At 61.3% G+C, this 21,842-nt stretch carries 21 protein-coding genes and 1 tRNA gene; 11 read left to right on the forward strand and 11 right to left on the reverse strand.

Features of this window, described 5'->3' with window-relative positions:
* Positions 1-3: 3 nt before the first annotated feature.
* From exbD to AC0JZ8_RS05180, 5 genes are all read left to right on the forward strand, one after another.
* On the forward strand, positions 4-510 hold the full coding sequence (exbD, locus tag AC0JZ8_RS05160) for a TonB system transport protein ExbD (RefSeq protein WP_062454205.1): 507 nt from the start codon (positions 4-6) through the stop codon (positions 508-510).
* On the forward strand, positions 507-1,418 hold the full coding sequence (tolA, locus tag AC0JZ8_RS05165) for a cell envelope integrity protein TolA (RefSeq protein ID WP_471891964.1): 912 nt from the start codon (positions 507-509) through the stop codon (positions 1,416-1,418). The genes exbD and tolA overlap by 4 nt, the downstream gene beginning before the upstream one ends.
* A gap of 56 nt (positions 1,419-1,474) precedes the next feature.
* Positions 1,475-2,467 (forward strand): Ldh family oxidoreductase, encoded by a 993-nt coding sequence (locus tag AC0JZ8_RS05170; RefSeq protein ID WP_471891965.1) that lies wholly within the window; start codon positions 1,475-1,477, stop codon positions 2,465-2,467.
* A gap of 456 nt (positions 2,468-2,923) precedes the next feature.
* On the forward strand, positions 2,924-3,550 hold the full coding sequence (locus tag AC0JZ8_RS05175) for a ribonuclease D (protein WP_092663999.1): 627 nt from the start codon (positions 2,924-2,926) through the stop codon (positions 3,548-3,550).
* A 177-nt stretch (positions 3,551-3,727) separates the two neighbouring features.
* The gene (locus AC0JZ8_RS05180; RefSeq protein WP_471891966.1) at positions 3,728-5,599 is read left to right on the forward strand and encodes a hypothetical protein; all 1,872 of its coding nucleotides are present in this window, start codon (positions 3,728-3,730) and stop codon (positions 5,597-5,599) included.
* 94 nt (positions 5,600-5,693) lie between these two features.
* On the opposite strand, the gene rpsA is transcribed toward AC0JZ8_RS05180, so the two are convergent.
* The 4 genes from rpsA to aroA form a co-directional block, all read right to left on the reverse strand.
* The gene (rpsA, locus tag AC0JZ8_RS05185; RefSeq protein ID WP_062454210.1) at positions 5,694-7,397 is read right to left on the reverse strand and encodes a 30S ribosomal protein S1; all 1,704 of its coding nucleotides are present in this window, start codon (positions 7,395-7,397) and stop codon (positions 5,694-5,696) included.
* A gap of 156 nt (positions 7,398-7,553) precedes the next feature.
* Positions 7,554-8,207 (reverse strand): (d)CMP kinase, encoded by a 654-nt coding sequence (gene cmk, locus AC0JZ8_RS05190; protein ID WP_471891967.1) that lies wholly within the window; start codon positions 8,205-8,207, stop codon positions 7,554-7,556.
* Positions 8,204-8,845, reverse strand: a complete 642-nt coding sequence (locus AC0JZ8_RS05195) for an FMN-binding negative transcriptional regulator (RefSeq protein WP_471891968.1) — start codon at positions 8,843-8,845, stop codon at positions 8,204-8,206. Before AC0JZ8_RS05195 ends, cmk begins: the two co-directional genes overlap by 4 nt.
* A gap of 11 nt (positions 8,846-8,856) precedes the next feature.
* On the reverse strand, positions 8,857-10,224 hold the full coding sequence (gene aroA / locus AC0JZ8_RS05200) for a 3-phosphoshikimate 1-carboxyvinyltransferase (protein ID WP_471891969.1): 1,368 nt from the start codon (positions 10,222-10,224) through the stop codon (positions 8,857-8,859).
* 213 nt (positions 10,225-10,437) lie between these two features.
* Between aroA and AC0JZ8_RS05205 the strand changes: the two genes are divergently transcribed.
* Together AC0JZ8_RS05205 and AC0JZ8_RS05210 are read left to right on the forward strand one after the other, a co-directional pair.
* Positions 10,438-10,827 carry a TIGR02300 family protein gene (locus AC0JZ8_RS05205; RefSeq protein ID WP_062454214.1) on the forward strand — a complete coding sequence of 130 codons (390 nt, stop codon included), beginning with the start codon at positions 10,438-10,440 and terminating at the stop codon, positions 10,825-10,827.
* Positions 10,828-10,981: 154 nt separating this feature from the next.
* Positions 10,982-11,057 (forward strand) — tRNA-Ala (locus AC0JZ8_RS05210).
* Positions 11,058-11,103: 46 nt separating this feature from the next.
* Here the strand turns inward: AC0JZ8_RS05210 and AC0JZ8_RS05215 are convergent.
* The 7 genes from AC0JZ8_RS05215 to AC0JZ8_RS05245 all read right to left on the reverse strand — a co-directional run bounded on the left by AC0JZ8_RS05215 (position 11,104) and on the right by AC0JZ8_RS05245 (position 17,785).
* Complete coding sequence (locus AC0JZ8_RS05215; RefSeq protein WP_156466411.1) at positions 11,104-11,367, reverse strand: hypothetical protein; 264 nt, start codon at positions 11,365-11,367, stop codon at positions 11,104-11,106.
* 100 nt (positions 11,368-11,467) lie between these two features.
* The gene (locus AC0JZ8_RS05220; RefSeq protein WP_092664009.1) at positions 11,468-12,469 is read right to left on the reverse strand and encodes an ABC transporter ATP-binding protein; all 1,002 of its coding nucleotides are present in this window, start codon (positions 12,467-12,469) and stop codon (positions 11,468-11,470) included.
* A gap of 77 nt (positions 12,470-12,546) precedes the next feature.
* On the reverse strand, positions 12,547-13,611 hold the full coding sequence (locus AC0JZ8_RS05225; protein ID WP_471891970.1) for a Gfo/Idh/MocA family protein: 1,065 nt from the start codon (positions 13,609-13,611) through the stop codon (positions 12,547-12,549).
* Positions 13,608-14,450 carry a carbohydrate ABC transporter permease gene (locus tag AC0JZ8_RS05230; RefSeq protein WP_471891971.1) on the reverse strand — a complete coding sequence of 281 codons (843 nt, stop codon included), beginning with the start codon at positions 14,448-14,450 and terminating at the stop codon, positions 13,608-13,610. Before AC0JZ8_RS05230 ends, AC0JZ8_RS05225 begins: the two co-directional genes overlap by 4 nt.
* A 12-nt stretch (positions 14,451-14,462) precedes the next feature.
* Positions 14,463-15,416, reverse strand: coding sequence for a carbohydrate ABC transporter permease (locus AC0JZ8_RS05235; protein WP_092664145.1), 954 nt, complete (start codon positions 15,414-15,416; stop codon positions 14,463-14,465).
* A gap of 170 nt (positions 15,417-15,586) precedes the next feature.
* On the reverse strand, positions 15,587-16,843 hold the full coding sequence (locus AC0JZ8_RS05240) for an ABC transporter substrate-binding protein (protein ID WP_062454219.1): 1,257 nt from the start codon (positions 16,841-16,843) through the stop codon (positions 15,587-15,589).
* Positions 16,844-16,861: 18 nt separating this feature from the next.
* Positions 16,862-17,785, reverse strand: a complete 924-nt coding sequence (locus AC0JZ8_RS05245; protein WP_471891972.1) for an N-acetylmuramic acid 6-phosphate etherase — start codon at positions 17,783-17,785, stop codon at positions 16,862-16,864.
* Between the two features lie 205 nt (positions 17,786-17,990).
* On the opposite strand from AC0JZ8_RS05245, the gene AC0JZ8_RS05250 reads away from it, so the two are divergent.
* Genes AC0JZ8_RS05250 through nagA form a run of 4 tightly spaced genes read left to right on the forward strand, consistent with a single transcriptional unit; the run spans position 17,991 to position 21,835 of the window.
* Positions 17,991-18,884 (forward strand): glucosamine kinase nucleotide-binding domain-containing protein, encoded by an 894-nt coding sequence (locus AC0JZ8_RS05250; RefSeq protein WP_471891973.1) that lies wholly within the window; start codon positions 17,991-17,993, stop codon positions 18,882-18,884.
* Complete coding sequence (locus AC0JZ8_RS05255) at positions 18,881-19,645, forward strand: GntR family transcriptional regulator (protein ID WP_092664018.1); 765 nt, start codon at positions 18,881-18,883, stop codon at positions 19,643-19,645. The genes AC0JZ8_RS05250 and AC0JZ8_RS05255 overlap by 4 nt, the downstream gene beginning before the upstream one ends.
* Positions 19,646-19,655: 10 nt before the next feature.
* Entirely contained in the window at positions 19,656-20,684 is a 1,029-nt protein-coding gene (locus AC0JZ8_RS05260; RefSeq protein WP_471891974.1) for an SIS domain-containing protein, read from the forward strand.
* Positions 20,681-21,835, forward strand: coding sequence for an N-acetylglucosamine-6-phosphate deacetylase (nagA, locus tag AC0JZ8_RS05265; RefSeq protein WP_471891975.1), 1,155 nt, complete (start codon positions 20,681-20,683; stop codon positions 21,833-21,835). Before AC0JZ8_RS05260 ends, nagA begins: the two co-directional genes overlap by 4 nt.
* Positions 21,836-21,842 lie beyond the last annotated feature (7 nt).

Raw genomic sequence — 21,842 nt, forward strand, 5'->3', positions numbered from 1 at the left:
CCCATGGCAGGCGGCATTCGCGAACATCACGGCGATGAACTTCCCGAAAATCACGAGATCAACGTGACGCCGTTTATCGACGTCATGCTGGTGCTCCTAATCATTTTCATGGTGGCCGCGCCGCTGTCGACGGTCGACGTCAATGTCGATCTGCCCGCCTCCAGCGCAAAGCCCGCAGAACGACCGGACGAGCCTCTCTACGTGACGGTCAAGGACGACCTGTCGCTCAATATCGGCAACGATCCGGTCGCGCGCGAACAGTTTGCCGCAAATCTCGACCGTCAGACCGAAGGCAATAAGGATACGCGGATCTTCCTGCGGGCCGACAAGGCCGTCGATTACGGGCAGTTCATGGAAGTGATGAACCTGCTGCGCGATTCCGGCTACCTGAAGATTGCGCTGGTCGGGTTGGAGGCCGCGTCGGGTGCCCAACAGGCGCCAGCGTCTACACCCGCCGCACCAGCAGCGCCTGCACCAGCCGCTTCGCCGGCCACCGGAGGCGCTCCATGAGCCTTGCCATGCAGCGCAGAGGATATGCGAGCAGGATCGGCGAGATCGCGCTGTGGGGATCTGCCGCTATCCTTGTGCTCACGGTCCACATTGCCGCCGCAGCGCTTCTGATGAGGCAAGAGCCGGAGGAACTTGCCGACAACGGTCCGCAGGCCGCCATCATGATCGAGCTTGCGCCGGAGCCGGAGGCGGCGATCCCGGACGAAGAGCAGATCGCTACCGACACCGAAGACCGGCAACTGGTCGAGACCCAGCAGACCGAGCCGGTCGAAGAGGTCGAACCCGTCGAGGAGCCGCCACCGGTCGAACCGCCACCGGAAGTGGCTGAGGAGACACCCGAACCGCCGCCGGAACCCGTGATCGAGACGCCGCTGCCGGAGGAAACGCCCCCGCCGCCGGAGATCGTCGAAACGCCGCCGCCCGAGCCTGTCGATCCGATCGAGCAGAAGGTCACCGCAGCGTTGGAGAACGTGGAAGTCCCGCTGCCGGTCACTCGTCCACCACCACCGAAGCCGGTCCAGAAGGTAGAAAAGCCACGACGTCAGCCGCAGGCGCAGAAGGAAAAGGCGCAGGCAAAGGTTCAGGCAAAGCCGTCGGAGCGCACTGCCGCTGCGCAGACCTCGAGCGGATCGGTGGCCTCGACGATGTCACCGTCCACCTGGATGACCCGTGTGCGCACGAAGATCGCCCGTAATGCCCGCCGCTGCCCGTCAAACCAGAAGGGGATCGTGACGATCAGCTTCAATTTCGACAGCGATGGCAATATCGGGCGCGTGTCCGTTGCCAGATCGTCTGGAGATACGCGTATCGACGACTACGTCGTCTCAGCCGTTCGGCGCGCATCACCTGTTCCGATCGCACCGGCAGGTGTTGCAAGCCTCGTCACTCAGTCGGTAGAGTGCAAGTAGCCGTGCTTTCGGGTTCGGTTGCCCTCCTTAACACTCGCTCCCGGAACAGCTTGTCCATGCAGATTACCCTTGAAGAAGCCGAAACGCTGGTGAGCGGCGTTTTCGAAGCCAACGGCGTGCTTGATAGCACCGCACGCTCGGTTGCCCGCGCCCTGGTGCAGGCGGAAGCCGCCGGCCAGTCCGGTCACGGGCTTCGCCGCATCCCGGCCTATGTCAAACAGGTGCGGACCGGCAAGGTGGATGGCAGTGCTCGGCCTAAGGCGAGTAGGCCAAGGCCCGCAGTTCTTGCAATCGACGCGGACTTTGGCTTTGCCTATCCGGCGCTCGATCTCGCTGTCTTGGAACTTCCAGCGATTGCGCGCGAACAGGGCATCGCCTTTGCCGCCATCAACCGTTCGCACCATGCAGGCGTCATGGCGTTGACCGTGGAGCGCTTTGCCGAGCAGGGGCTGGTTGCGATGATGTTTGCCAACGCGCCCGCCTCCATGGCCCCCTGGGGTGGCAAGGTGCCGCTGTTCGGCACCAATCCGATCGCTTTTGCGGCGCCTATTGCCGGTGACGAGCCGCTGGTCATCGATCTAGCACTCTCCAAGGTTGCCCGCGGCAAGGTGATGGAAGCGACCCAGAAGGGCACCAGTATTCCCGACGACTGGGCGTTCGACACCGACGGCAATCCGACAACCGACGCATTTGCCGCGATCAAGGGAACGATGGCGCCATCCGGGGGCGCCAAGGGGGCAGCGCTTGCACTCATGGTCGAAGTGATGGCGGCCGGCATCGGCGGTGCGCAATACTCCTACCAGGCCAGCTCGCTGTTTGACGAGACCGGATCTCCGCCGGCGCTTGGCCAGTCGCTGATCGTCATCGATCCGGATGCCACGACGGGTGGCGGCGCGGCAGAACGCTTTGCGGCATTGGCGAGCGAAATGGCAAAGCAGGACGGTGTCCGCCTGCCCGGCCGGCGAGGCCGCGGTCTTCGCGCCGAAAGCATCCAGCACGGTCTCAAGATCGACGACGACGTGATGAAGGCGATAGAAGCTCTGGGCTGACCTGCAGATCCACCTTTATGCCGGACAAGCCAGTGCAGCGATGCGCTGGCTTTTTCTTATTGCGCAGCAAGGCGTTCTGCGGAGGCAGAGCCGGTCATAGAGGATTTTAAGGGATACAAAACGAGAAAAGCCTGGCGCGGGAGGAGGATGCGCCAGGCTTTAAACTTGATCAACAACTGGGAGGAGGAGGGTGTTGTTGATCCGTATCGAACGACACTGGGAGGAGGAGGTGCGTCGTTCGATGACCAAACTTCTAGCCATATCTTCCCGGTGCGCCAAGAGGCTCTGCTGCAATGCAGCAATGCGTTTGCTGCATTGCTGGGCAATTGCTCACGCGTTCGTGTTTCGTCTTCGCCAAGCGGTAGCCATTGTCCGGGATAAGACGTCCTGGCTGCGTGCTTCCGCCTGAGCTTTCCTCTAGGTTATCCGGCAGACAGCGAGGCATCGGAGACACGCATGAAGACGACGATACGGTACCATCATGGAGATATTCCAGCCTCCGACGCGTCGCGCTACACGGGCGCGGTCGCGATCGATACCGAAACGCTTGGCCTCGTTCCCCGCCGCGACAGGCTCTGTGTCGTGCAGCTATCGCCGGGCGACGGAACGGCGGACGTCATCCGGATCGCTTCGGGGCAAAAAGACGCTCCCAATCTCGTCGCATTGCTTGCCGATCCCACCCACCAGAAAATCTTCCACTACGGACGGTTCGATATCGCAGTTCTGTTTCACACGTTCGGGGTTACGACCACGCCTGTCTTCTGCACCAAGGTCGCATCGCGGCTTGTGCGGACCTATACGGATCGACATGGCCTCAAGGACAATCTGAGAGAGTTGCTCGACGTCGACATCTCCAAGGCGCAGCAGCAGACCGACTGGGCGGCCGAAACCCTGTCGCAGGCCCAACTGGAATATGCGGCGTCCGACGTGCTTCACCTTCATGCGCTGCGCGACAAGCTGACCGAACGCCTGCTCCGCGATGAGCGTATCGAACACGCCACGGCTTGTTTCGAGTTCCTGCCGACCCGTGCAAAGCTCGATCTGCTCGGATGGGGCGAGACCGACATTTTTGCGCACAGCTGACCATCGGCCCGTGTAATCCGGCGATTAGCGATGATTTAACCATAGCGCGCTTAAAATTGCTGATCGGCAAATCGTGCGCCATGAGATGGCGGCGCAGTTTCGGCGTGCTCCTTGCGCGTACGGTCGTGTGCGGCCGAGTTGTCCCTTCCTTTCACACGCGACAGATGGAAGCGCGCCATGCTGACTCCTGTCAGTGCTACGCAAAGCATGCAGGCCGACCCACTCTCTCCGGTCCGTACGGTTGCTCCCACACGTCCCATCGCGGCGGCCGCAGGAGCTGACCTTGACCTGTCCGCGAACGATGGACTGATTGCGGGTGGCCGCCTGAACCTTCTGTCGCTCTCCGGCCAGTTGCAGCTTGCCTACGGGTCGTCGATCTTCGCCGAAACGATCGGTCAACTCCTGCAGATACCGCGAAACGACGGCGAGTTGCTGGCAGACTATGCGGAGCGCCTGACTGTCGCGGTGCAGTCCATGAGCGCCGTCGACTTAGCCGCACTTGAGAAAACGCTGAGCCAGCTGGTCAAGGGCTTGTCCGTGCCGCTGCTGGCCGAAATCCTCAAGAACCCCGGTGGTCTCGATGCCGCCAGGCTGATCCTGTCGCTGGAAGCAGCGCTTGTCGCGGATAGCGATACGGTTGAGAATGCAGCAGTCAGCTCCTATCGGCAGAATGAGATTGCCAGCGCAACGGGAGATGATACGAAAACCTCCCTTGCGTCACGGACCAGCGCCCCCTCGCCGTCAGCTTCCCTGCCCGGCACCTCAGCGCCCCAGACCTCGGCGCCGGGCCCCGCATCGCCGGCAGTTCCTCTGCCCGGTTCTTCTCCGGACACAGCAAGTACAGAGACCCCCGGGCCATCCCCCGGCGCTCTGCCTGACATCGGAGCAAAATCGCAGTCGGTGACGTCACCCGCCACCAGTGCAACGCCGCCGGCTCCCGGTGCAGCGGCACCAGCTATCGCTCCGTTCTCGCCACCCACGAGCGGGTCAGCCGCCGCGGCTCCTGCCACAAAGGTTCCCGGTACTGAGCTTCAGAAACCCCAACTGCTGCCGCCCCTCGTTGACTTGCAGGAAGAGCCGACCCGCGAGGCGGTCCTTGCGCGGCCGATGCCGGTCCGATCAGAAGGTCTCGCGACGGCAACCACCGACCTGCAATCCAAACCCGCCACGCCGTCTCCCGCCGTCTCAAACGCGGTTCCGATCAAGCCGGACGCGAGCCCGGCGCCTGCGCAAGCCTTATCGATCGCGGCCGCAGATGCGGGGCTGATGCAGCAAGTTTCGCCAGGAGCCCTGCCGCAGACCTCCGTACCGGGCATCTCGACGGTGACGAATACCGGGGCTCTGGTCGCATCGGTTATCGATGCCTTCGACAATGACATGAAAATCCCGATCAGCGATGCCGAAACGGCGTTGGCACCGAAACCCGCTGTGGAATGGCCCAGCAATCTGGCGCAACTCGTATCAGCGATTGCGCCAAGCGCGCTTCAGGCGGCGCTACTCGCGACAGGAACTCCGGTCGACAATTCGACAGCGGCGCTTTTCAAGAACCTATTTGGCGGAGGGGGCAGTGGGACGGTGGCACATGCCGGCGGACAGGGACAACCTGCCGCGGGTGCTCCGGACATAGACGCGATGCAGACGGCCGGGATAACGCATGCCGAGGACGATCTGCTGCGCGTTGCAAACGAACGTCACGCCACCGGCGCAAAAACCACCGGAGCCCCGGAGGCCGTGCCAGACCCCGACATCCAGCCGATGCCCGTGCCGCTGCCGCTTGTCCAGCGCGAGGCGATAGGCCTGCCGTTTGTCCCCTACCCGATGGCGGACGACGAGCCGCGGCGCGAAAACCGCAAGACGCAGCCGGTGACGGCAGTGGACGAGGATGGCGAAGCAGACCACAGCCAGGACCAGGCTTTCGATCACGCTGATGACGGCAACGAGCCGACTGACGACGACAACCCAGGCGACGACGAAGCTGCGTCCTCGGAGGCCAGCAACGACGATCGTCGTCCGAACGAACTTTACTGGCGCATGGCAGGGTGGGCCTGAGCCGACGGTTCACGGTGCGGCCTCAAAAAAGCGGGCATGAAAAAAGCCGCCGGATCTTTCGATCCGGCGGCTTTCGCATTTCAAGCTACAACGATTACTCGCTGCCGCGGTTCTTCAGAGCCGCGCCGAGGATGTCGCCGAGCGAAGCGCCGCTGTCGGACGAACCGAACTGTGCAACTGCTTCCTTTTCTTCAGCGATCTCGAGAGCCTTGATCGACAGCATGACCTTGCGATCCTTCTTGGAGAAGTTCGTGACGCGGGCGTCAAAAACCTGACCAACCGAGAAACGCTCCGGACGCTGATCGTCGCGATCGCGTGCCAGGTCGTTGCGGCGGATGAAGGACGTGATGTCTTCGTGAGCAACAAGCTTCACTTCAACACCACCGTCGTTGACGGCGATGACTTCGCACGAAACGACAGCGTTCTTGCGCAGTTCGCCGGATGTTGCGGCTTCGCCGACAGCATCCTTGCCAAGCTGCTTGATGCCGAGCGAGATACGCTCCTTCTCGACGTCCACATCCAGAACGACAGCCTTTACGACGTCGCCCTTGTTGAACTCCTCGATGACCTGTTCGCCTGGACGGTTCCAGTCGAGGTCGGAGAGGTGAACCATGCCGTCAACGTCGCCGTCGAGGCCGATGAACAGGCCGAATTCGGTCTTGTTCTTGACTTCGCCTTCGACTTCAGTGCCGGCCGGATGGCTGAACGCAAATGCCTGCCATGGGTTCTCGAGGGTCTGCTTGAGACCGAGCGAGATGCGGCGCTTCGACGGATCGACTTCGAGAACGACAACGTCGACGTCCTGCGTGGTCGAAAGGATCTTGCCGGGATGTACGTTCTTCTTGGTCCAGGACATTTCCGAGATGTGGATCAGGCCTTCGATGCCTGGCTCCAGCTCGACGAATGCGCCGTAGTCCGTGATGTTCGTGACGGTACCGGAGATCTTCTTGCCAACCGGGTACTTGGCAGCGATGCCATCCCACGGATCCGACTCGAGCTGCTTCATGCCGAGCGAGATGCGGTGGGTTTCCTGGTTGATGCGGATGATCTGAACCTTGACCTGCTGGCCAATGGACAGGATTTCCGACGGATGGTTGACGCGGCGCCATGCCATGTCGGTCACGTGCAGCAGGCCGTCGATGCCGCCGAGGTCAACGAACGCACCGTAATCGGTGATGTTCTTGACGACGCCGTCAACAACCTGACCTTCTTCAAGGTTCTGAACGATTTCCGAGCGCTGTTCTGCACGGGACTCCTCAAGAACCGTACGACGCGAAACAACGATGTTGCCGCGACGCTTGTCCATCTTGAGGATTTCGAAGGGCTGCGGGTTGTGCATCAGCGGGGTCACGTCGCGGATCGGACGGATGTCGACCTGGCTGCGCGGAAGGAAGGCAACAGCGCCGTCGAGATCGACCGTGAAGCCGCCCTTGACCTGGTTGAAGATAACGCCTTCAACGCGTTCGCCAGCTTCGAACTTGACTTCGAGCTTGACCCAGCTCTCTTCGCGGCGAGCCTTCTCGCGCGACAGAACTGCTTCGCCAAGCGCGTTTTCGATGCGCTCGACATAGACTTCGACTTCGTCGCCGACCTTCAGCGAACCGTCTTTGCCCTTGACGCCGAATTCCTTCAGCGCGATGCGACCTTCGACCTTGAGGCCGACGTCAACAACGGCCATGTCCTTTTCGATCGCCGTTACCAGACCTTTGGTAACGTAGCCTTCGGCCAGATCATTGGTTGCGAAGGATTCTTCGAGAAGGGCTGCGAAGTCCTCCCGCGACGGGTTAGTTACTGCCATGAAATCTCCTGGTCGTGTCCAGTCAAGGACACATTGCGCCGTGGGTTCGTGTTGATCACACCCGAAATCCAAGCCCGCCTCGTCATGTTCAGAGGCAATCCGGCGCAAGGACTAAGATATCGGGCTCGAATGCGCCGCCGGTTATCCGGTCGGTCATCATCCTTTCAGGGCGGCGTCGATAATCGCCTTCGCGGCCTGAAACGCGGCCTCTATACCCATTTCTGACGTATCAAGCAAGTGTGCGTCTTTCGCAGGCTTCAAAGGGCTGTCGGCACGCCCCATGTCGCGGTCGTCGCGCTTTTGCACATCCGCAAAAATCTCGTCGAAATCTGCGGCATCGCCGCGGCCGACGATCTCGTCGTAACGGCGTCTGGCACGCACTTCCGGCGAGGCGGTGACGTAAAGTTTCACCGGTGCATCAGGGCAGACGACAGTGCCAATATCGCGACCGTCGAGCACCGTGCCCGGCTTGCGTTTCGAAAACGCCTGCTGCGCTTCCACCAGCGCCCGGCGCACGGCGGGCATGACGGCGATCTTCGAGGCCGCTTCGCCAATCGCATGGGCCGAGAGAATTTCGCGGTCGAGACCTGCAAGTTCAACGTCGCGCGCCATCGTCTCGGCAACGGCCTCGTCGTTGAGGGGCAGACCCCTATCAAGCAGCGCCTTGGCCGCTGCGCGGTAGGTGAGGCCCGTATCGAGATGCTGGAAGCCGTAGGTTTCGGCGATCTGGCGCGACAGGGTTCCCTTGCCGGCTGCCGCAGGGCCATCGATTGCGATCACCAGAGGCGTAGTGTTGTCTGCAGGATTCATGTCAGGCGGGAAGCTCCGTAGCGGCGTACAAGATCGGCCATTGCGTTCTGACCGGGCATATCATCAAGGCCAGAGGCAACGCCTTCACGATCGCCGACCGGGCGGTTCTGACTGACCTTCCACTTTCCTTCGATCTCCGAGATCTCGATCTCGACACCGACGATACCCTTCAACTGGGCGGAAATGAAATCGTCTGGCGCATCGTTGACGGACCAGGGCATCGGCCGGCTGTTCTCGTGCTCGCTGGTGATCGCCTCGATCTGGGCAAGCAGCCAGCCGGCGTCTTCGATGATGCGGGCCGGGCCGCGGGCCTGAACGATGGCGTAGTTCCAGGTGGGCACGACCTTACCCGTCTCCTGCTTGGTCTGGTACCAGGACGGTGTCACGTAGCTATCGGCGCCCTGAAACACAGCAAGGACACTCGCGCCGTCGCGGATGTCTTTCCACTGGCTGTTCGCCCGGGCAAGATGCAGCCGCAGCACGCCTTTATCAGAGGCTTCTCCATCGAGGTGAAACGGCACCGGGTTGGCCAGCAGACCGGAATTTCCCGATGTGATCAGCATGCCCAGCGGATAGGCGCGGATCAGCGCATGCTGGGTGCCGAGATCGTCTTCGCGGAAATGCGGCGGTTGGTACATTAGCGTGCGCCTCAGGTCTTTCCTTCGATGTGGTTCTCGATCTGCGCGCCGAGACCGGTCATCAGATCCATGAACTCCGGAAAGCTGGTGGCGATGATCGAGGCGTCGTCGACCGTGACTTCGTGCTCCGATGCGAGACCGAGAACGAGGAAGCTCATGGCGATGCGGTGATCGAGATAGGTGACGACGGCGGCGCCTGACGGATTGCCGTAGCCCTTGCCGCCTGGACGGCCGCGCACGACAAGCGTTTCCTTGCCTTCATCGCAATCGACGCCGTTCAGCTTCAGACCTTCGGCAACGGCCGAGAGACGGTCGGACTCCTTGACGCGCAGCTCCTCGAGACCGAGCATCGTCGTCGTTCCCTCGGCAAAGGCTGCGGCGACCGCGAGGACGGGATATTCGTCGATCATCGATGGTGCACGATCGGCGGGAACAGTGACGCCCTTGAGGTCGGAGCCGCGGACGCGCAGGTCGGCCACATCCTCGCCACCCGCGCTGCGGGCATTCATCACCTCGATATCCGCGCCCATTTCCTGCAGCGTCAGGATAAGACCGGTGCGGGTGGGGTTCATCAGGACGTTCATGATGGTCACGTCCGATCCCGGCACCAGGATCGCAGCCACAAGCGGGAACGCGGTCGAGGACGGATCGCCGGGAACATCGATCACCTGGCCCTTGAGATTGCCGCGACCTTCAAGCCGGATCGTGCGGACGCCATCGGCATCGGTCTCGACGGTCAGATCAGCGCCGAAACCCTGCAGCATTTTTTCCGTATGGTCGCGGGTCATGACCGGTTCGATCACGGTGGTGACACCAGGCGTGTTGAGGCCGGCAAGCAGCACCGCGGACTTGACCTGCGCCGAGGCCATGGGCACGCGGTAGACGATGGGGTTGGGCGTGCGCGGACCACGCAGCGTGACGGGCAGCCTGTCGCCGTCCATCGACGTCACCTGGACGCCCATCTCGCGCAATGGATCGAGCACCCGGCCCATCGGCCGCTTGGACAGCGAGGCATCGCCGATAAAGGCGGACTCGAAATCGTAGACGCCGACGAGACCCATCGTCAGGCGGCAGCCGGTGCCGGCATTGCCGAAATCGAGAGGCGCCTGCGGTGCGAGCAGCGCGCCGTTGCCGGTGCCCTGGATGATCCACTCGGCGCCGACCTTGTCGATCTTCGCGCCCATGGCACGCATCGCCTTGCCGGTGTTGATGACGTCTTCGCCTTCCAAGAGGCCGGTGATCCGCGTCTCGCCGGCAGCCAGGCCTCCGAACATGAAGGAACGATGCGAGATGGACTTGTCGCCCGGGATGCGGACGGTCCCGGTGAGGTTTGTCGATCTTCTCGACTTTGCCGGTTTGAGGGCAATCCCATGCGACATGATCGGTCCTTGCTCGTATGCCTTTGATTTCCGCCGTCGTTATCACAAAGAAAAAGGCGGGTCATTAGCCTGCCTGCCAAGGAATTCAGGAAAAGTTAGTCTTTGACATGGAGCCCGCCAGGCCTTATGGGGACCGGCTTAGATTTTTCACCCATTGATTGCCGCTTTATGCGGCTTCGCCGACCTGTTCGGCCATCTCATGAGGCTTTGATAGTGGCTAAAGCGGAACTCGGAACCAAGCGCACCGACCCGGATACCGGCAAGAAGTTTTACGATCTGAACCGCGATCCCGTCGTTTCCCCCTATAGCGGCAAGTCCTGGCCGTTGTCGTTCTTCGCCGAAAACAGCGCCGCTGCAAAGCTGGAGCAGGCGGAAGAAGAAGATGTCGAGGAAGTCGACGTCGAGAACCCAACTGTCGAGCCCGTCGCAACCGACGACGCCGACGATGCGGCAACCGGCGACGACATCCCGGATCTGGGCGACGACGATGATGTCGATATCGGCGACGATGACGACAACACCTTCCTCGAAGCCGACGAAGACGATGAAGACGACGACGTAACCGGCATTGTCGGCGTTGGCGGCGACGACGACGAGAATTGATCTTTCGACCTAAAGCCCGGTAATTTGAAGAAAAATTGCCGGGCTTTGAAAAACAGGCTTGCACTCTCCGAAAACCGGACGTAATAAGCCGCCACTCCGGTCAGCATCGCTGCTTCGGAGTTCCCAAGGACCGGAACACCCGGACCACCCTGATGGGGCTATAGCTCAGCTGGGAGAGCGCTTGCATGGCATGCAAGAGGTCAGCGGTTCGATCCCGCTTAGCTCCACCAAATCTTTCTCCGAACAAACCGACTGCTGAATAGAGGCCGACAAGGCCTAATTCGCGAAGTACGCGGCTGTGCTGTGCGCAGCTTTCGTCTGATGAATCCGGGTGCGGCGGGCGGCGAGTTTGCGGGTTTTGTGGGCCGCGTGCCGGAAGCGCTTCTTGGTGCGCTCGACTTCGCGCAGATAGCCGAGATCTGAGGCCAGAACCTCGTCCTGGTACTGCTGGCGGCGAGCATCCGCGATCTGGCGAACCACCAAGGCGCCGGTCCCTGCGAGAGTGGCGACCGCTGCAATCAGAATTAAAATTACCGTCATTGCCGTTTCCTCCATCCCCATAACGCGGAAGGAGCGCAAAGGTTCGCTTTCCCGCATTGGAGGTAGTGGAACACGAAACTGGTTACAGCCGATTTAAAGGTTAACCGATCGCCTGATCGTTTTCGTCGAACCGGTGCAGCGAGGCCTTGTCTGGTGTGGCAAAGACGATGTCGTCTGGACCATAGCGATGCTCGCCGAACAGACGGACCGTGATGAGGCCCGCCGTCTCGGTTTCGAGATAGAGGATGGTATCGGCGCCGAGGTGCTCGGCATGGACTACCTTGGCCTTCCAGTCGCCGCTTTCTCGCGACAGGGCGATATGCTCCGGCCGGATGCCGATGGTCTTGATGCCGCTTTCGGAAAGCGTTTCGCCCGGGATGAAGTTCATCTGCGGCGAGCCGATGAAACCGGCGACGAAGACGTTGGCCGGCTTGTTGTAAAGCTCCATTGGAGACCCGACCTGCTCGATCGCGCCGGCGCTGAGGACGACGATCTTGTCGGCAAGCGTCATCGCCTCAACCTGGTCGTGGGTGACGTAGATCATCGTCGCCTTCAGGCGCCGGTGCAGGCGGGCGATCTCGAGCCGCGTCTGGACGCGCAGCGCCGCATCGAGGTTGGAAAGCGGCTCGTCGAACAGGAAGAGTTTCGGTTCCCGCACGATGGCACGACCGATCGCCACGCGCTGGCGCTGACCACCCGAGAGCTCTGCCGGGCGTCGGGCGAGATAGGGATCGAGCGATAGGAGCGACGAGGCATTCGACACCCGCGTCTCGATCTCGGCCTTGTCCGTTCCGGCCTGCTTCAGACCTAGGCCCATATTGTCCTTCACCGTCAGATGCGGGTAGAGCGCATAGGACTGGAAGACCATGGCGATGCCGCGCTTGGCGGGCGGGGTGGTTGCCATTTCTTGGTCGTCGATCCGGATCGAGCCCGATGACGCATCTTCAAGGCCTGCAATGACCCGCAGCAGCGTGGACTTGCCGCAGCCGGATGGACCCACGAAGATGACGAACTCGCCATCCTGAACCTCGAGGTCGATGCCCTTCAGCACTTCATGATCGCCGAAGGCCTTTCGGATGGATTTCAGTTGCAGCGAACCCACGAGCGTATTCCCACTTCTGTCGTTTGGTGCAATCGTACCGGACGCTGACCCGTCCGGTACGATTGCTTGCGTTGCTTTCAGAGATAGATCGGCTTGCCGGTCCGGGCGCTTTCATCCGCTGCGAGGCAGACGCGCAGCGACTGGACCGCATCATCCATGTGGCGGCTGAGATCGATATCCTCGCGGATCGCCTTCAGCATATAGGCCTGCTCGAAATCGCAAAGCTCCTGATGGCCGGGTTCGCCGTCCATGGTCATATCCTCGTCGGGCCTGATGAACCTGCCGTCCGGACCGGTCTCGGCGCTGTGAAGGCGAATGACGGAGGTTTTGGTATGCGTGTCGATATCGTCGGACTTGGCATTGGGGTCCATGACGATCGAGACCGAGCCCTTCGGTGACATCACGTCCTTCACGAAGAACGCAGTCTCGGAAATCATCGGGCCCCAGCCAGCTTCGTACCAGCCGACCGACTTGTCATCGAAGATCACCTGAAGGTGGCCGTAATTATACATGTCGGGCGCAATTTCATCGGAAAGGCGCAGACCCATGCCGCGCACTTCCACCGGCTTGGCATCGGTGATCTGGCACATGACATCGACATAATGAACGCCGCAATCAACGATCGGCGGCGTCGTCTGCATCAGCGCCTTGTGGACATCCCAGGTGGGGCCTGACGATTGCTGGTTGAGGTTCATGCGGAACACATAGGGCGGGCCGAGCTTGCGGGCTTCGGCAATCAGGCGGATCCAGGACGGATGGTGGCGCAGGATATAGCCGATCACCAGTTTCTTGCCTGCGGCCTTGGCGGCGGAAACGACGCGCTCGGCATCGGCAACCGTGGTTGCCAGCGGCTTTTCGACAAACACGTCGCAGCCGGCTTGGAAGGCTGCGACCGCATAGTCCGCATGGCTGTCGGAATAGGTGCAGATGGCGCAGAGGTCTGGCTTCAACTCGGCAAGGGCAGTCAGGAAATCGGCATGGATCTCGTAGCCGGCAAGGGCCGGATCGAGCGTCGGCTTCGAGCGGTTGACGAGACCGACGATCTCGAAGCCCGGGTTGTTGTGATAGGCCAGCGCATGACTGCGGCCCATATTGCCGAGGCCTGCGACAAGAACGCGGATCGGCTTTTCGGTTGAACTCACTTGACGGCTCCAGACGTGATGCCGCGGATCAGTTGCCGCGAGAAGATGACGTAAAGGACGAGGATCGGCAGGATGGCGAGCGACAGGGCCGCGAGCACCGCGTTCCAGTTGGTGACGAACTGGCCGATGAAGATCTGCGATCCGAGCGTCACCGTCTTGGTGGCCTCAGACGGTGCAAGGATCAGCGGGAACCAGAGATCGTTCCAGATCGGGATCATGGTGAAGACGGCGACCGTTGCCATGGCCGGCCGGATCAGCGGCAGGACCAGGCGGAAGAAGATCGCATATTCCGAGAGCCCATCGATGCGGCCGGCATTCTTAAGGTCATCGGAGACCGTGCGCATGAATTCCGACAGGATGAAGATCGCAAGCGGTATGCCTTGCGCCGTATAGACAAGGATCAGCGCGGTCAGCGTGTTGACGAGGCCCGATGCGACCATGCCCTGCAGGATTGCCACCGTGCCGAGCCTGATCGGGATCATGATCCCGATCGCCATATAGAGCCCCAGAAGCGTATTGCCGCGGAAGCGATACTCTGACAGCGCAAAGGCGGCCATCGCGCCGAACAACAGCACGAGCGCGATCGAGACGACCGTGACGATCATGCTGTTTTGGAAATAGCCGATGAAATCCGCCTGGCCGAGAACCGTCTGGTAGCCGATCAGGCTGAAGCTCGACGGTGTGGGAACCTGCATCGGATTGCGGAAGATCGAATTGCGATCCTTGAACGAGTTGATGATGGTGAGAAAGACCGGAAACAGCGCAATCAGCGTGTAGGCGATCAAAGCCAGATGCACGAGGCTCGAGCGGAGCGGTGAAGAGCGTGCCTTGTTGGACATGTCTGGACGCCCCTAGAACTGGTAGCGGCGCATGCGCCGCTGGATGGCGAAAAGGTAAAACGAGACGCCGGCAAGGATGATGACGAACATCACCGCTGCAATCGTTGCCCCCATGGAGCGATCTCCGAGCTGCAGCTGGAAACCGAAGAAGGTACGGTAGAGAAGCGTGCCGAGAATATCCGTCGACATATCAGGGCCCGCAAGCGCGCCCTGTACCGTGTAGACCAGATCGAAGGCGTTGAAATTTCCGACGAAGGTCAGGATCGAGATGATGCCGATCGCCGGCAGAATGAGCGGCAGCTTGATCTTCCAGAACTGGCTCCAGCCGGTAATGCCATCGCATTCGGCAGCTTCGACCACCTCTTCCGGGATGCTGAGCAACGCCGCATAGATCAGCATCATGGGTATGCCGACATATTGCCAAACCGAGATGAGGGAAACCGCAATCAGGGCTGGGCCGGACTGACCGAGCCAGGGCGCAAACAGCCATTTGGCGCCGGCAAGGCTCATCAGCCAGGGCGCAACGCCCCAGATCGGCGAGAGGATGAGCTTCCAGATAAAGCCGACGATGACGAAGGAGAGAAGCGTCGGGAGGAAGATGGCGGTGCGGTAAAAGGCGGCAAACCGCAGTTTCGGCAGTGACAGCAGTGCTGCGAGCGCAATGCCGATCGGGTTCTGCACGCACATGTGGATGGCGAAGAAGATCAGGTTGTTGGTGAGCGCATTCCAGAAATCGCGCGCCCAGCGGACATCACCGAAGAGGACCTGGTAGTTTGCAAAGCCGACGAAGGACTGAGCACCATCGACAGTGTTGTAGAACGAAAGCCTGAGCGTCTCGATCAGCGGCAGGATCATGATCGCCGTGTAGACCAGCAGCGCCGGCGCCATGAAGACGACGATATGCCAGCGGAACGGGCGCTTGATCGATACCGACTGCAGGGCAGATGAAGGGTGGATGTCGCTCATGGCTTTGCCTGTTTTCTTGTGCTTGCGCTGGCGCAGCATGATCACGATACCTCCCCCTTGAAGGGGGAGGTCGCAGCGAAGCTGCAGGTGGGGGTGACACCACACGCACAAGGATAACCCCACCCCGGCCCGTCGGGCCGACCCTCCCCATCAAGGGAAGGGGAAGCTTGTCACTTACCTGGCTTGTACCAGCTGTCGAGGCCCTTCTGGAGCTTTTCGGCGGCAACGGCCGGAGTATCGGTGCCGTTGATGACGTTGGCCGATTCGACCCAGGTCTCGTTTTCGAGGTTCGGGGTGCCGCGCGACAGGATCTGATAGGTCGAGCGGACCGTCGGCTTGTATTTTTCACGCCAGGAGACGAATTCCTGCGCCATCGGATCTGCCATCTTCACAGGCGACGAATTCAGACTGAAGAAGCCTGGAAGCGAATTGGCGTAGATCTCGGCAAATTCCGGCGAAGCAACCCAGGTCAGGAACTTTTTGGCTTCTTCCGGATGCTTGCTCTTGGTGTTCAAGCCAACGCCGATATCCGGATGGTCGGAGATGTAGCCGGTTTCGCCAGCCTTGAGCACCGGCGGCGGGAACGCGCCCATCTTGAACTGGGCCTGGCTGGTGAACAGCGCAATTTCCCACGAACCGGCCGGGAAGATCGCAGCGCGGCCGAGCGTGAACAGGTTCTGGCTATCGGCATAGGTCTGGGCTTCGAAACCGTCGCCGAGATAGGGCTTCCATTTGGCCAGCTCTTCGTAGGGCTTGACCCATTCCGGATCGGTCAGCTTCTGCTTGCCTTCGATCAGCGCCTTGCGGCCTTCCTCGCCCTTCCAGTAGTTCGGGCCGATGTTCTGGTAGCCCATCGTTGCGGCTTCCCAGAGATCCTTGGTGCCCATGGCAAGCGGGATGAACGTACCGTCAGCCTTGATCTTGTCGAGCGCGGCGTAGAATTCCTCGTTCGTCTTCGGCACTGCGATCTTCAGCTGGTCGAAGGCGTCCTTGTTGTAGATGAAGCCGTGGATGACGGATGCCATCGGCACGCAGAAGGTGGACTTGCCGTCGTCTGTCGACCAGGCGGCCTTGGCGACCGGCGAGAAATTGCTCATGCCCGACAGGCTGGTGAGATCGACGAGCTGCTTCTTGTTGAAGAGTTCGAGCGAGGCATCGAACGGACGGCAGGTGATGATGTCACCGGCAGAGCCTGCATCGAGCTTGGCGTTGAGCGACGCATTGTACTCGGTCGGTGCGGTCGGCGAGAAGTTGAGCTTGATGCCGGGGTTCTTCGCTTCGAAGGCCGGGATCAGCTTTTCTTTCCAGATCGCCAGATCGTCATTGCGCCAGCTCTCGATGTTGAGCGTGACATCGGCCGCAGACGCTGCACCCGCGGACGCGAGCACCGTCGTGGCCAAAAGAATTGTTTTCAACAGGCTGTTCATGCTGTTCTCCCTTATTGGTTAGCGCCTTGCAGCGCGAGTCTCGGTCGTTTCCGTCATCTTCAGTTCCGCAAGTGCTTTCCTCAACACGTGATCGGAACGAATAAGCAACGATTGTGCGGCGTCGACATCAGAGGCGCCTTCAGCCAGGAGCACGGCGATCTTCACCGATCCGTCCGCCACCTGCAGATATCTTACCGCCTCGTCGGCAGTCACGCCTGCGATATCGGCAACCATGCCGGCGGCGCGGGTGCGCAGCTTGGCATTGTCGGCGCGCAGATTGACCATGTGTCCGTCATGCACGTGACCGAGCTTGATCGCAGCCAACGTCGACAGCATGTTGAATGCAAGCTTCTGTGCGGTCCCCGCGCCCATGCGCGTCGACCCCGCCACCAGTTCCGGCGGCGTTTCGAGAAGGACGGCCACATCGGCATGGTCAAAAAGGGGTGCATCGGGATTGTTGGCGAGTGCCACGACCTTTGCGCCACGGGCCCCGGCAATTTCGACGATCTTCAGCACGTAAGGGGTCGAGCCGCTTGCAGACACGGCGAGAACGCAGTCTCCCGCCGCAATGATCGCTGCATCCTGATCGGCCAGGGCGATATCATCCTCCGGCGCACCCTGCAGGTCAGCCAGGACGGACGTTCCGCCGGCAAGAAGAAGGACGATCTGCTCGCGTGCAATGCCGTAGGTTCCGGGAAGCTCGAGCGCATCGGCCATGGCCATCAGGCCGGAGCTGCCGGCGCCTGCATAGACAAGCTTTCCGCCACGCCTCAGAGCCGACGCAACGAGTTCCGCGGCATCCGCAAGAGCGGGGATCGCCGCATCGACGCTCTTGGCCGCCTGCTGCTGACCGGACGCCAGAAGCCGAAGGATTTCGGTCGGGGCGCGCGTATCGAGCCCTTCCGTATTCCCATGCCTGGCTTCGGTGGCTGTTTGGCTCATCCGTTTCTCCCTCAAGCAAAATGATGCCAAAAAAATACCAATTGTCCAGCAGGAAATTAACGAAAGTTACCCACGGAAACACGGCAGCTGTCACTCAGGACTAATAATCGAGTCGAAATAGGGTGTTAGCCGTGATCTGTCCGCATCAATAATTTCGCCCTTGGTAAATGGTATTTTTTTGGTATCATTCTTCGTGGAGGTATCCATGGCGGATTACGTGATCGGGATAGATGGCGGCGGGACAAGCTGCCGGGCGGCGCTGGCCGATATGAACGGCACCCTGCTCGGCCGCGGCAAGAGCGGTGCATCCAATATCCTGACCGATCCCGACACCGCCCTCAGGCATATTGCTGAAGCCGCGAAGCAGGCGTTCGAAGAAGCAGGGCTCACGCCGGATCTTTCATCCGCATCTGCAATCCTGGGTCTTGCCGGCAACAATGTCGGCGGCGCGGTTGGCTATGTGACCGAACGTCTCCCCTTTGCCAGATCGCAGATCGTTTCTGACGGCGTCATCGCCTTGCAGGGTGCGATCGGTGACGAAGACGGTGCGATCGGCATCGTTGGGACCGGGACCGTCTACATCATCCGCAGCCACGGTCAGTTCAGATCCATCGCCGGCTGGGGGTTTCAGGTGAGCGATCTCGGCAGCGGCGCAAGGCTCGGGCAGCTCGCGCTGCAGGAAACCCTGCTTGCCTTCGACCGGATAAGGCCGATGACGCCGCTCTGCGAGGCGATCTTGGCCGAGTTCGACAACAATCCGGAACTGATCGTCGATTTCGCGCGGCTGGCCAAGCCCGGCGACTTCGGGCGTCAGACGCCTCATGTTTTCAACTTTGCGGCGCGTGGCGACGAGACGGCTTTGCGGATCCTCCATACCGGTGCTGCCGGGATCGACGAAGCGCTCGATGCCGTCATGGCGCTGAGCGGCGACAAAGCAAAACTCTGCCTGCTTGGTGGCCTTGCACCGCTTTATCCTCCCTATCTTGCCGAGAGGCACAGGCTCCGTCTTTCCGAGCCGCGGGCCGACGCACTGACCGGTGCTGTCGAACTCGCTGTAGAGGCCTTTGCATCTGGAGCCCGGACGGAGGCGTGCGCATGAGCGAGGCGCTGACGGCCATCTTGCCCCTCGACGGCCTGCAGTCCGGCGGCTCCGGCCCGCTTTATCTCAAGCTGCGCCAAAGCCTGGAAGATGCGATCCGGTCCGGCAAGCTCGGTCACGGCGACGCGCTTCCCGCGGAGCGGGATCTCGCCGACTATGCGAGCGTCAGCCGCGTCACGGTGCGCAAGGCCGTCGACGATCTTGTCCGGGACGGGCTTCTGACCCGCCGCCATGGATCCGGGACCTTCGTGGTAAAACCGCTGTCGCGCGTCGAGCAACCCCTGACCAAGCTGACATCGTTTACCGAGGACATGGCACGGCGTGGCCTCGTTTCCCGATCGGAATGGCTGGAGCGCGGTTTGTTTCATCCCTCGCCCGAAGAGATGATGATGCTGGGTCTCGCACCCGGCACGATGGTTGCCCGGATCGGACGTTTGCGCTTTGGGAACGATATGCCGCTTGCCATCGAGCGCGCCAGCATATCGGCAGAATTCCTGCCCAACCCGGTATCGCTCCAGCAGTCGCTTTATGCGGAACTTGAAAAGAAGGATGCGCGACCGGTACGCGCCATCCAGCGGATCTCCGCGACCAATCTGAAAAAGATCGACGCCGGCCTGCTTGAAGTGCCCATCGAGGCGGCGGGCCTGTCGATCGAACGCGTTTCCTACCTGGCTTCCGGCCGGGTGGTGGAGCTTACCCGCTCGCTTTACCGGGGCGATGCCTATGATTTCGTGGCCGAGCTTTCGCTTGGCGACAGCTGATCAGACGAGGATGACGATGAAGACCCATATGCGCCAGGAAATCGACGAGATACCGGAGGCGACGGCCCGATTGCTCGACCGTTCGGCGGCAGACATTGCCAAGGCCGGCAAGGCACTGCGCGACAAGGATCCGGCCTTCCTGGTAACGATCGCGCGCGGCTCCTCCGATCATGCCGCGACGTTCATCAAATATGCGATCGAGTTGACGGCGGGGCGCCCGGTTGCCTCGCTCGGACCGTCGCTTGCCTCGATCTACGGTGCCAATCTGCAGCTTGGCGGTGGCGCTGCGATCGCCATCTCCCAGTCCGGCAAGAGCCCGGACATCGTCGCGATGGCGGAGGCTGCGACCCGGTCAGGAGCGGTGACGATTGCGCTGACCAATACGCTCCCTTCGCCGATCACCGAGGCATCGCTTTATGGGGTCGATATCAATGCCGGTCCGGAAATTGCCGTCGCAGCCACGAAGTCCTTCGTCAGCTCGATTGTCGCCGGCCTTGCCCTTCTCTCCGAATGGACCGGCGATGACGGACTGAAGGCGGCGGTTCGCGCACTGCCCGGCCATTTCGATGAGGCCATCAAGCTCGACTGGAGCGCGTTCGCGAGCGAACTCGGAGATGCTGATTCGCTCTATATGCTGGGCCGTGGCCCGGCGCTTGCGATCGCCAGCGAGGCTGCGCTCAAATTCAAGGAAACGTCCAACATGCATGCGGAGGCCTATTCCGCGGCAGAAGTCCTGCATGGTCCGGTGGCGCTGGTCGAAAAGCGCTTTCCGGTGCTGACATTTGCCGCACGGGACGCGGCGGAAGCGTCCGCGGTGCAGATCGCAGACAATTTCGCGGCCAAGGGCGCGCTCGCCTACGCGACCTCCGACAAGGTCACGGCTGCCCGAAAGCTGCCCTTCGTTGCAACGGGCCATCCGCTGACCGACGCGCTGGCGCTGATCGTGCCATTTTACGGTTTCGTCGAAGCGTGGTCGCGGTCCAAAGGGTTTGATCCCGACCAGCCGGCAGCCCTTAACAAAGTCACTGAAACCCTATGACCGACCTCAAGGCTCTGACTGCAAACCGCATCTTCGACGGCGCCGAATGGCATGAGAATGCCGCGGTCGTGTTTTCGAACGGCCGGATCGATCGCATCCAGCCTTCGGCTTCGCTTTCGCCCGAGATCGAAAGGATCGACGGTGGCGAGATCATCGCTCCGGGCTTTATCGACCTGCAGGTCAATGGCGGCGGTGGCGTGCTTCTCAACGAAGAGCCGACGGTCGAGGGTATCGCCACGATCTGCGCCGCCCATGCGAAGTTCGGCACGACGGCACTGTTGCCGACATTGATCACCGACACGCCTGACATGTCCGCCCGGACCGTTGCCGCCGGCATCGATGCGAGGAACCGCGGCGTTCGCGGCTTCCTCGGACTGCATCTCGAAGGTCCGCATCTGTCGGTTGCCCGCAAGGGAGCGCATGACCCCAAGCTCATCCGCACGATGGAGGATCGCGACCTCGATCTGATGCTCTCCTGCGGACGGGCGCTCGATGTTCTGATGGTGACTATTGCGCCTGAAAGCGTGACACAAGAACAGGTGGCAAAGCTTGCAGACGCCGGCGTCATCGTCAGCCTCGGTCACACGGAAGCGAGCTACGATGTGGCGACGGCCTATGCCGAAGCTGGCATTCGCACCGTCACGCATCTCTTCAACGCCATGAGCCCGCTCGGTCACCGCGAACCGGGGCTGGTTGGGGCGGCGCTCGATACGGGATCACTCTATGCCGGCCTGATCGCCGATGGCATCCACGTGCATCCCGCCGCAATGGGGGCAGCGCTGCGCGCCAAGGCAGGTCCGGGAAAGATCTTCCTGGTGACCGATGCGATGTCGACGATTGGGACCGACATGACATCCTTCACGCTCAACGGCCGCGAAATCCTGCGCAAGGACGGCAGGCTGACCCTGGCCGACGGGACACTGGCCGGCGCCGATATCGACATGATCTCGTCGGTTCGATACGTGCATCGCAAGCTCGGCGTGTCGCTGGAAGAGGCCTTGCGCATGGCATCCGCCTATCCCGCGCAGGCGGCGCGCATCGAAGACCGCAAAGGCTTTCTGAAGCCCGGATATGACGCGGATTTCGTCGTGCTTGGCGCGGATCTTTCCATGAAGAGCACCTGGATTTCAGGAGAATGTGCGCACGCTTAAGGGCTGA

The sequence above is a fragment of the Velazquezella soli genome (assembly GCF_977018685.1).

Bases quoted from the DNA above. Each gene is read 5' to 3' on its own strand.
- exbD (WP_062454205.1), top strand. From the start codon at position 4: ATGGCAGGCGGCATTCGCGAACATCACGGCGATGAACTTCCCGAAAAT.
- tolA (WP_471891964.1), top strand. From the start codon at position 507: ATGAGCCTTGCCATGCAGCGCAGAGGATATGCGAGCAGGATCGGCGAG.
- AC0JZ8_RS05170 (WP_471891965.1), top strand. From the start codon at position 1,475: ATGCAGATTACCCTTGAAGAAGCCGAAACGCTGGTGAGCGGCGTTTTC.
- AC0JZ8_RS05175 (WP_092663999.1), top strand. From the start codon at position 2,924: ATGAAGACGACGATACGGTACCATCATGGAGATATTCCAGCCTCCGAC.
- AC0JZ8_RS05180 (WP_471891966.1), top strand. From the start codon at position 3,728: ATGCTGACTCCTGTCAGTGCTACGCAAAGCATGCAGGCCGACCCACTC.
- rpsA (WP_062454210.1), bottom strand. From the start codon at position 7,397: ATGGCAGTAACTAACCCGTCGCGGGAGGACTTCGCAGCCCTTCTCGAA.
- cmk (WP_471891967.1), bottom strand. From the start codon at position 8,207: ATGAATCCTGCAGACAACACTACGCCTCTGGTGATCGCAATCGATGGC.
- AC0JZ8_RS05195 (WP_471891968.1), bottom strand. From the start codon at position 8,845: ATGTACCAACCGCCGCATTTCCGCGAAGACGATCTCGGCACCCAGCAT.
- aroA (WP_471891969.1), bottom strand. From the start codon at position 10,224: ATGTCGCATGGGATTGCCCTCAAACCGGCAAAGTCGAGAAGATCGACA.
- AC0JZ8_RS05215 (WP_156466411.1), bottom strand. From the start codon at position 11,367: ATGACGGTAATTTTAATTCTGATTGCAGCGGTCGCCACTCTCGCAGGG.
- AC0JZ8_RS05230 (WP_471891971.1), bottom strand. From the start codon at position 14,450: ATGTCCAACAAGGCACGCTCTTCACCGCTCCGCTCGAGCCTCGTGCAT.
- AC0JZ8_RS05235 (WP_092664145.1), bottom strand. From the start codon at position 15,416: ATGAGCGACATCCACCCTTCATCTGCCCTGCAGTCGGTATCGATCAAG.
- AC0JZ8_RS05240 (WP_062454219.1), bottom strand. From the start codon at position 16,843: ATGAACAGCCTGTTGAAAACAATTCTTTTGGCCACGACGGTGCTCGCG.
- AC0JZ8_RS05245 (WP_471891972.1), bottom strand. From the start codon at position 17,785: ATGAGCCAAACAGCCACCGAAGCCAGGCATGGGAATACGGAAGGGCTC.
- AC0JZ8_RS05250 (WP_471891973.1), top strand. From the start codon at position 17,991: ATGGCGGATTACGTGATCGGGATAGATGGCGGCGGGACAAGCTGCCGG.
- AC0JZ8_RS05255 (WP_092664018.1), top strand. From the start codon at position 18,881: ATGAGCGAGGCGCTGACGGCCATCTTGCCCCTCGACGGCCTGCAGTCC.
- AC0JZ8_RS05260 (WP_471891974.1), top strand. From the start codon at position 19,656: ATGACGATGAAGACCCATATGCGCCAGGAAATCGACGAGATACCGGAG.
- nagA (WP_471891975.1), top strand. From the start codon at position 20,681: ATGACCGACCTCAAGGCTCTGACTGCAAACCGCATCTTCGACGGCGCC.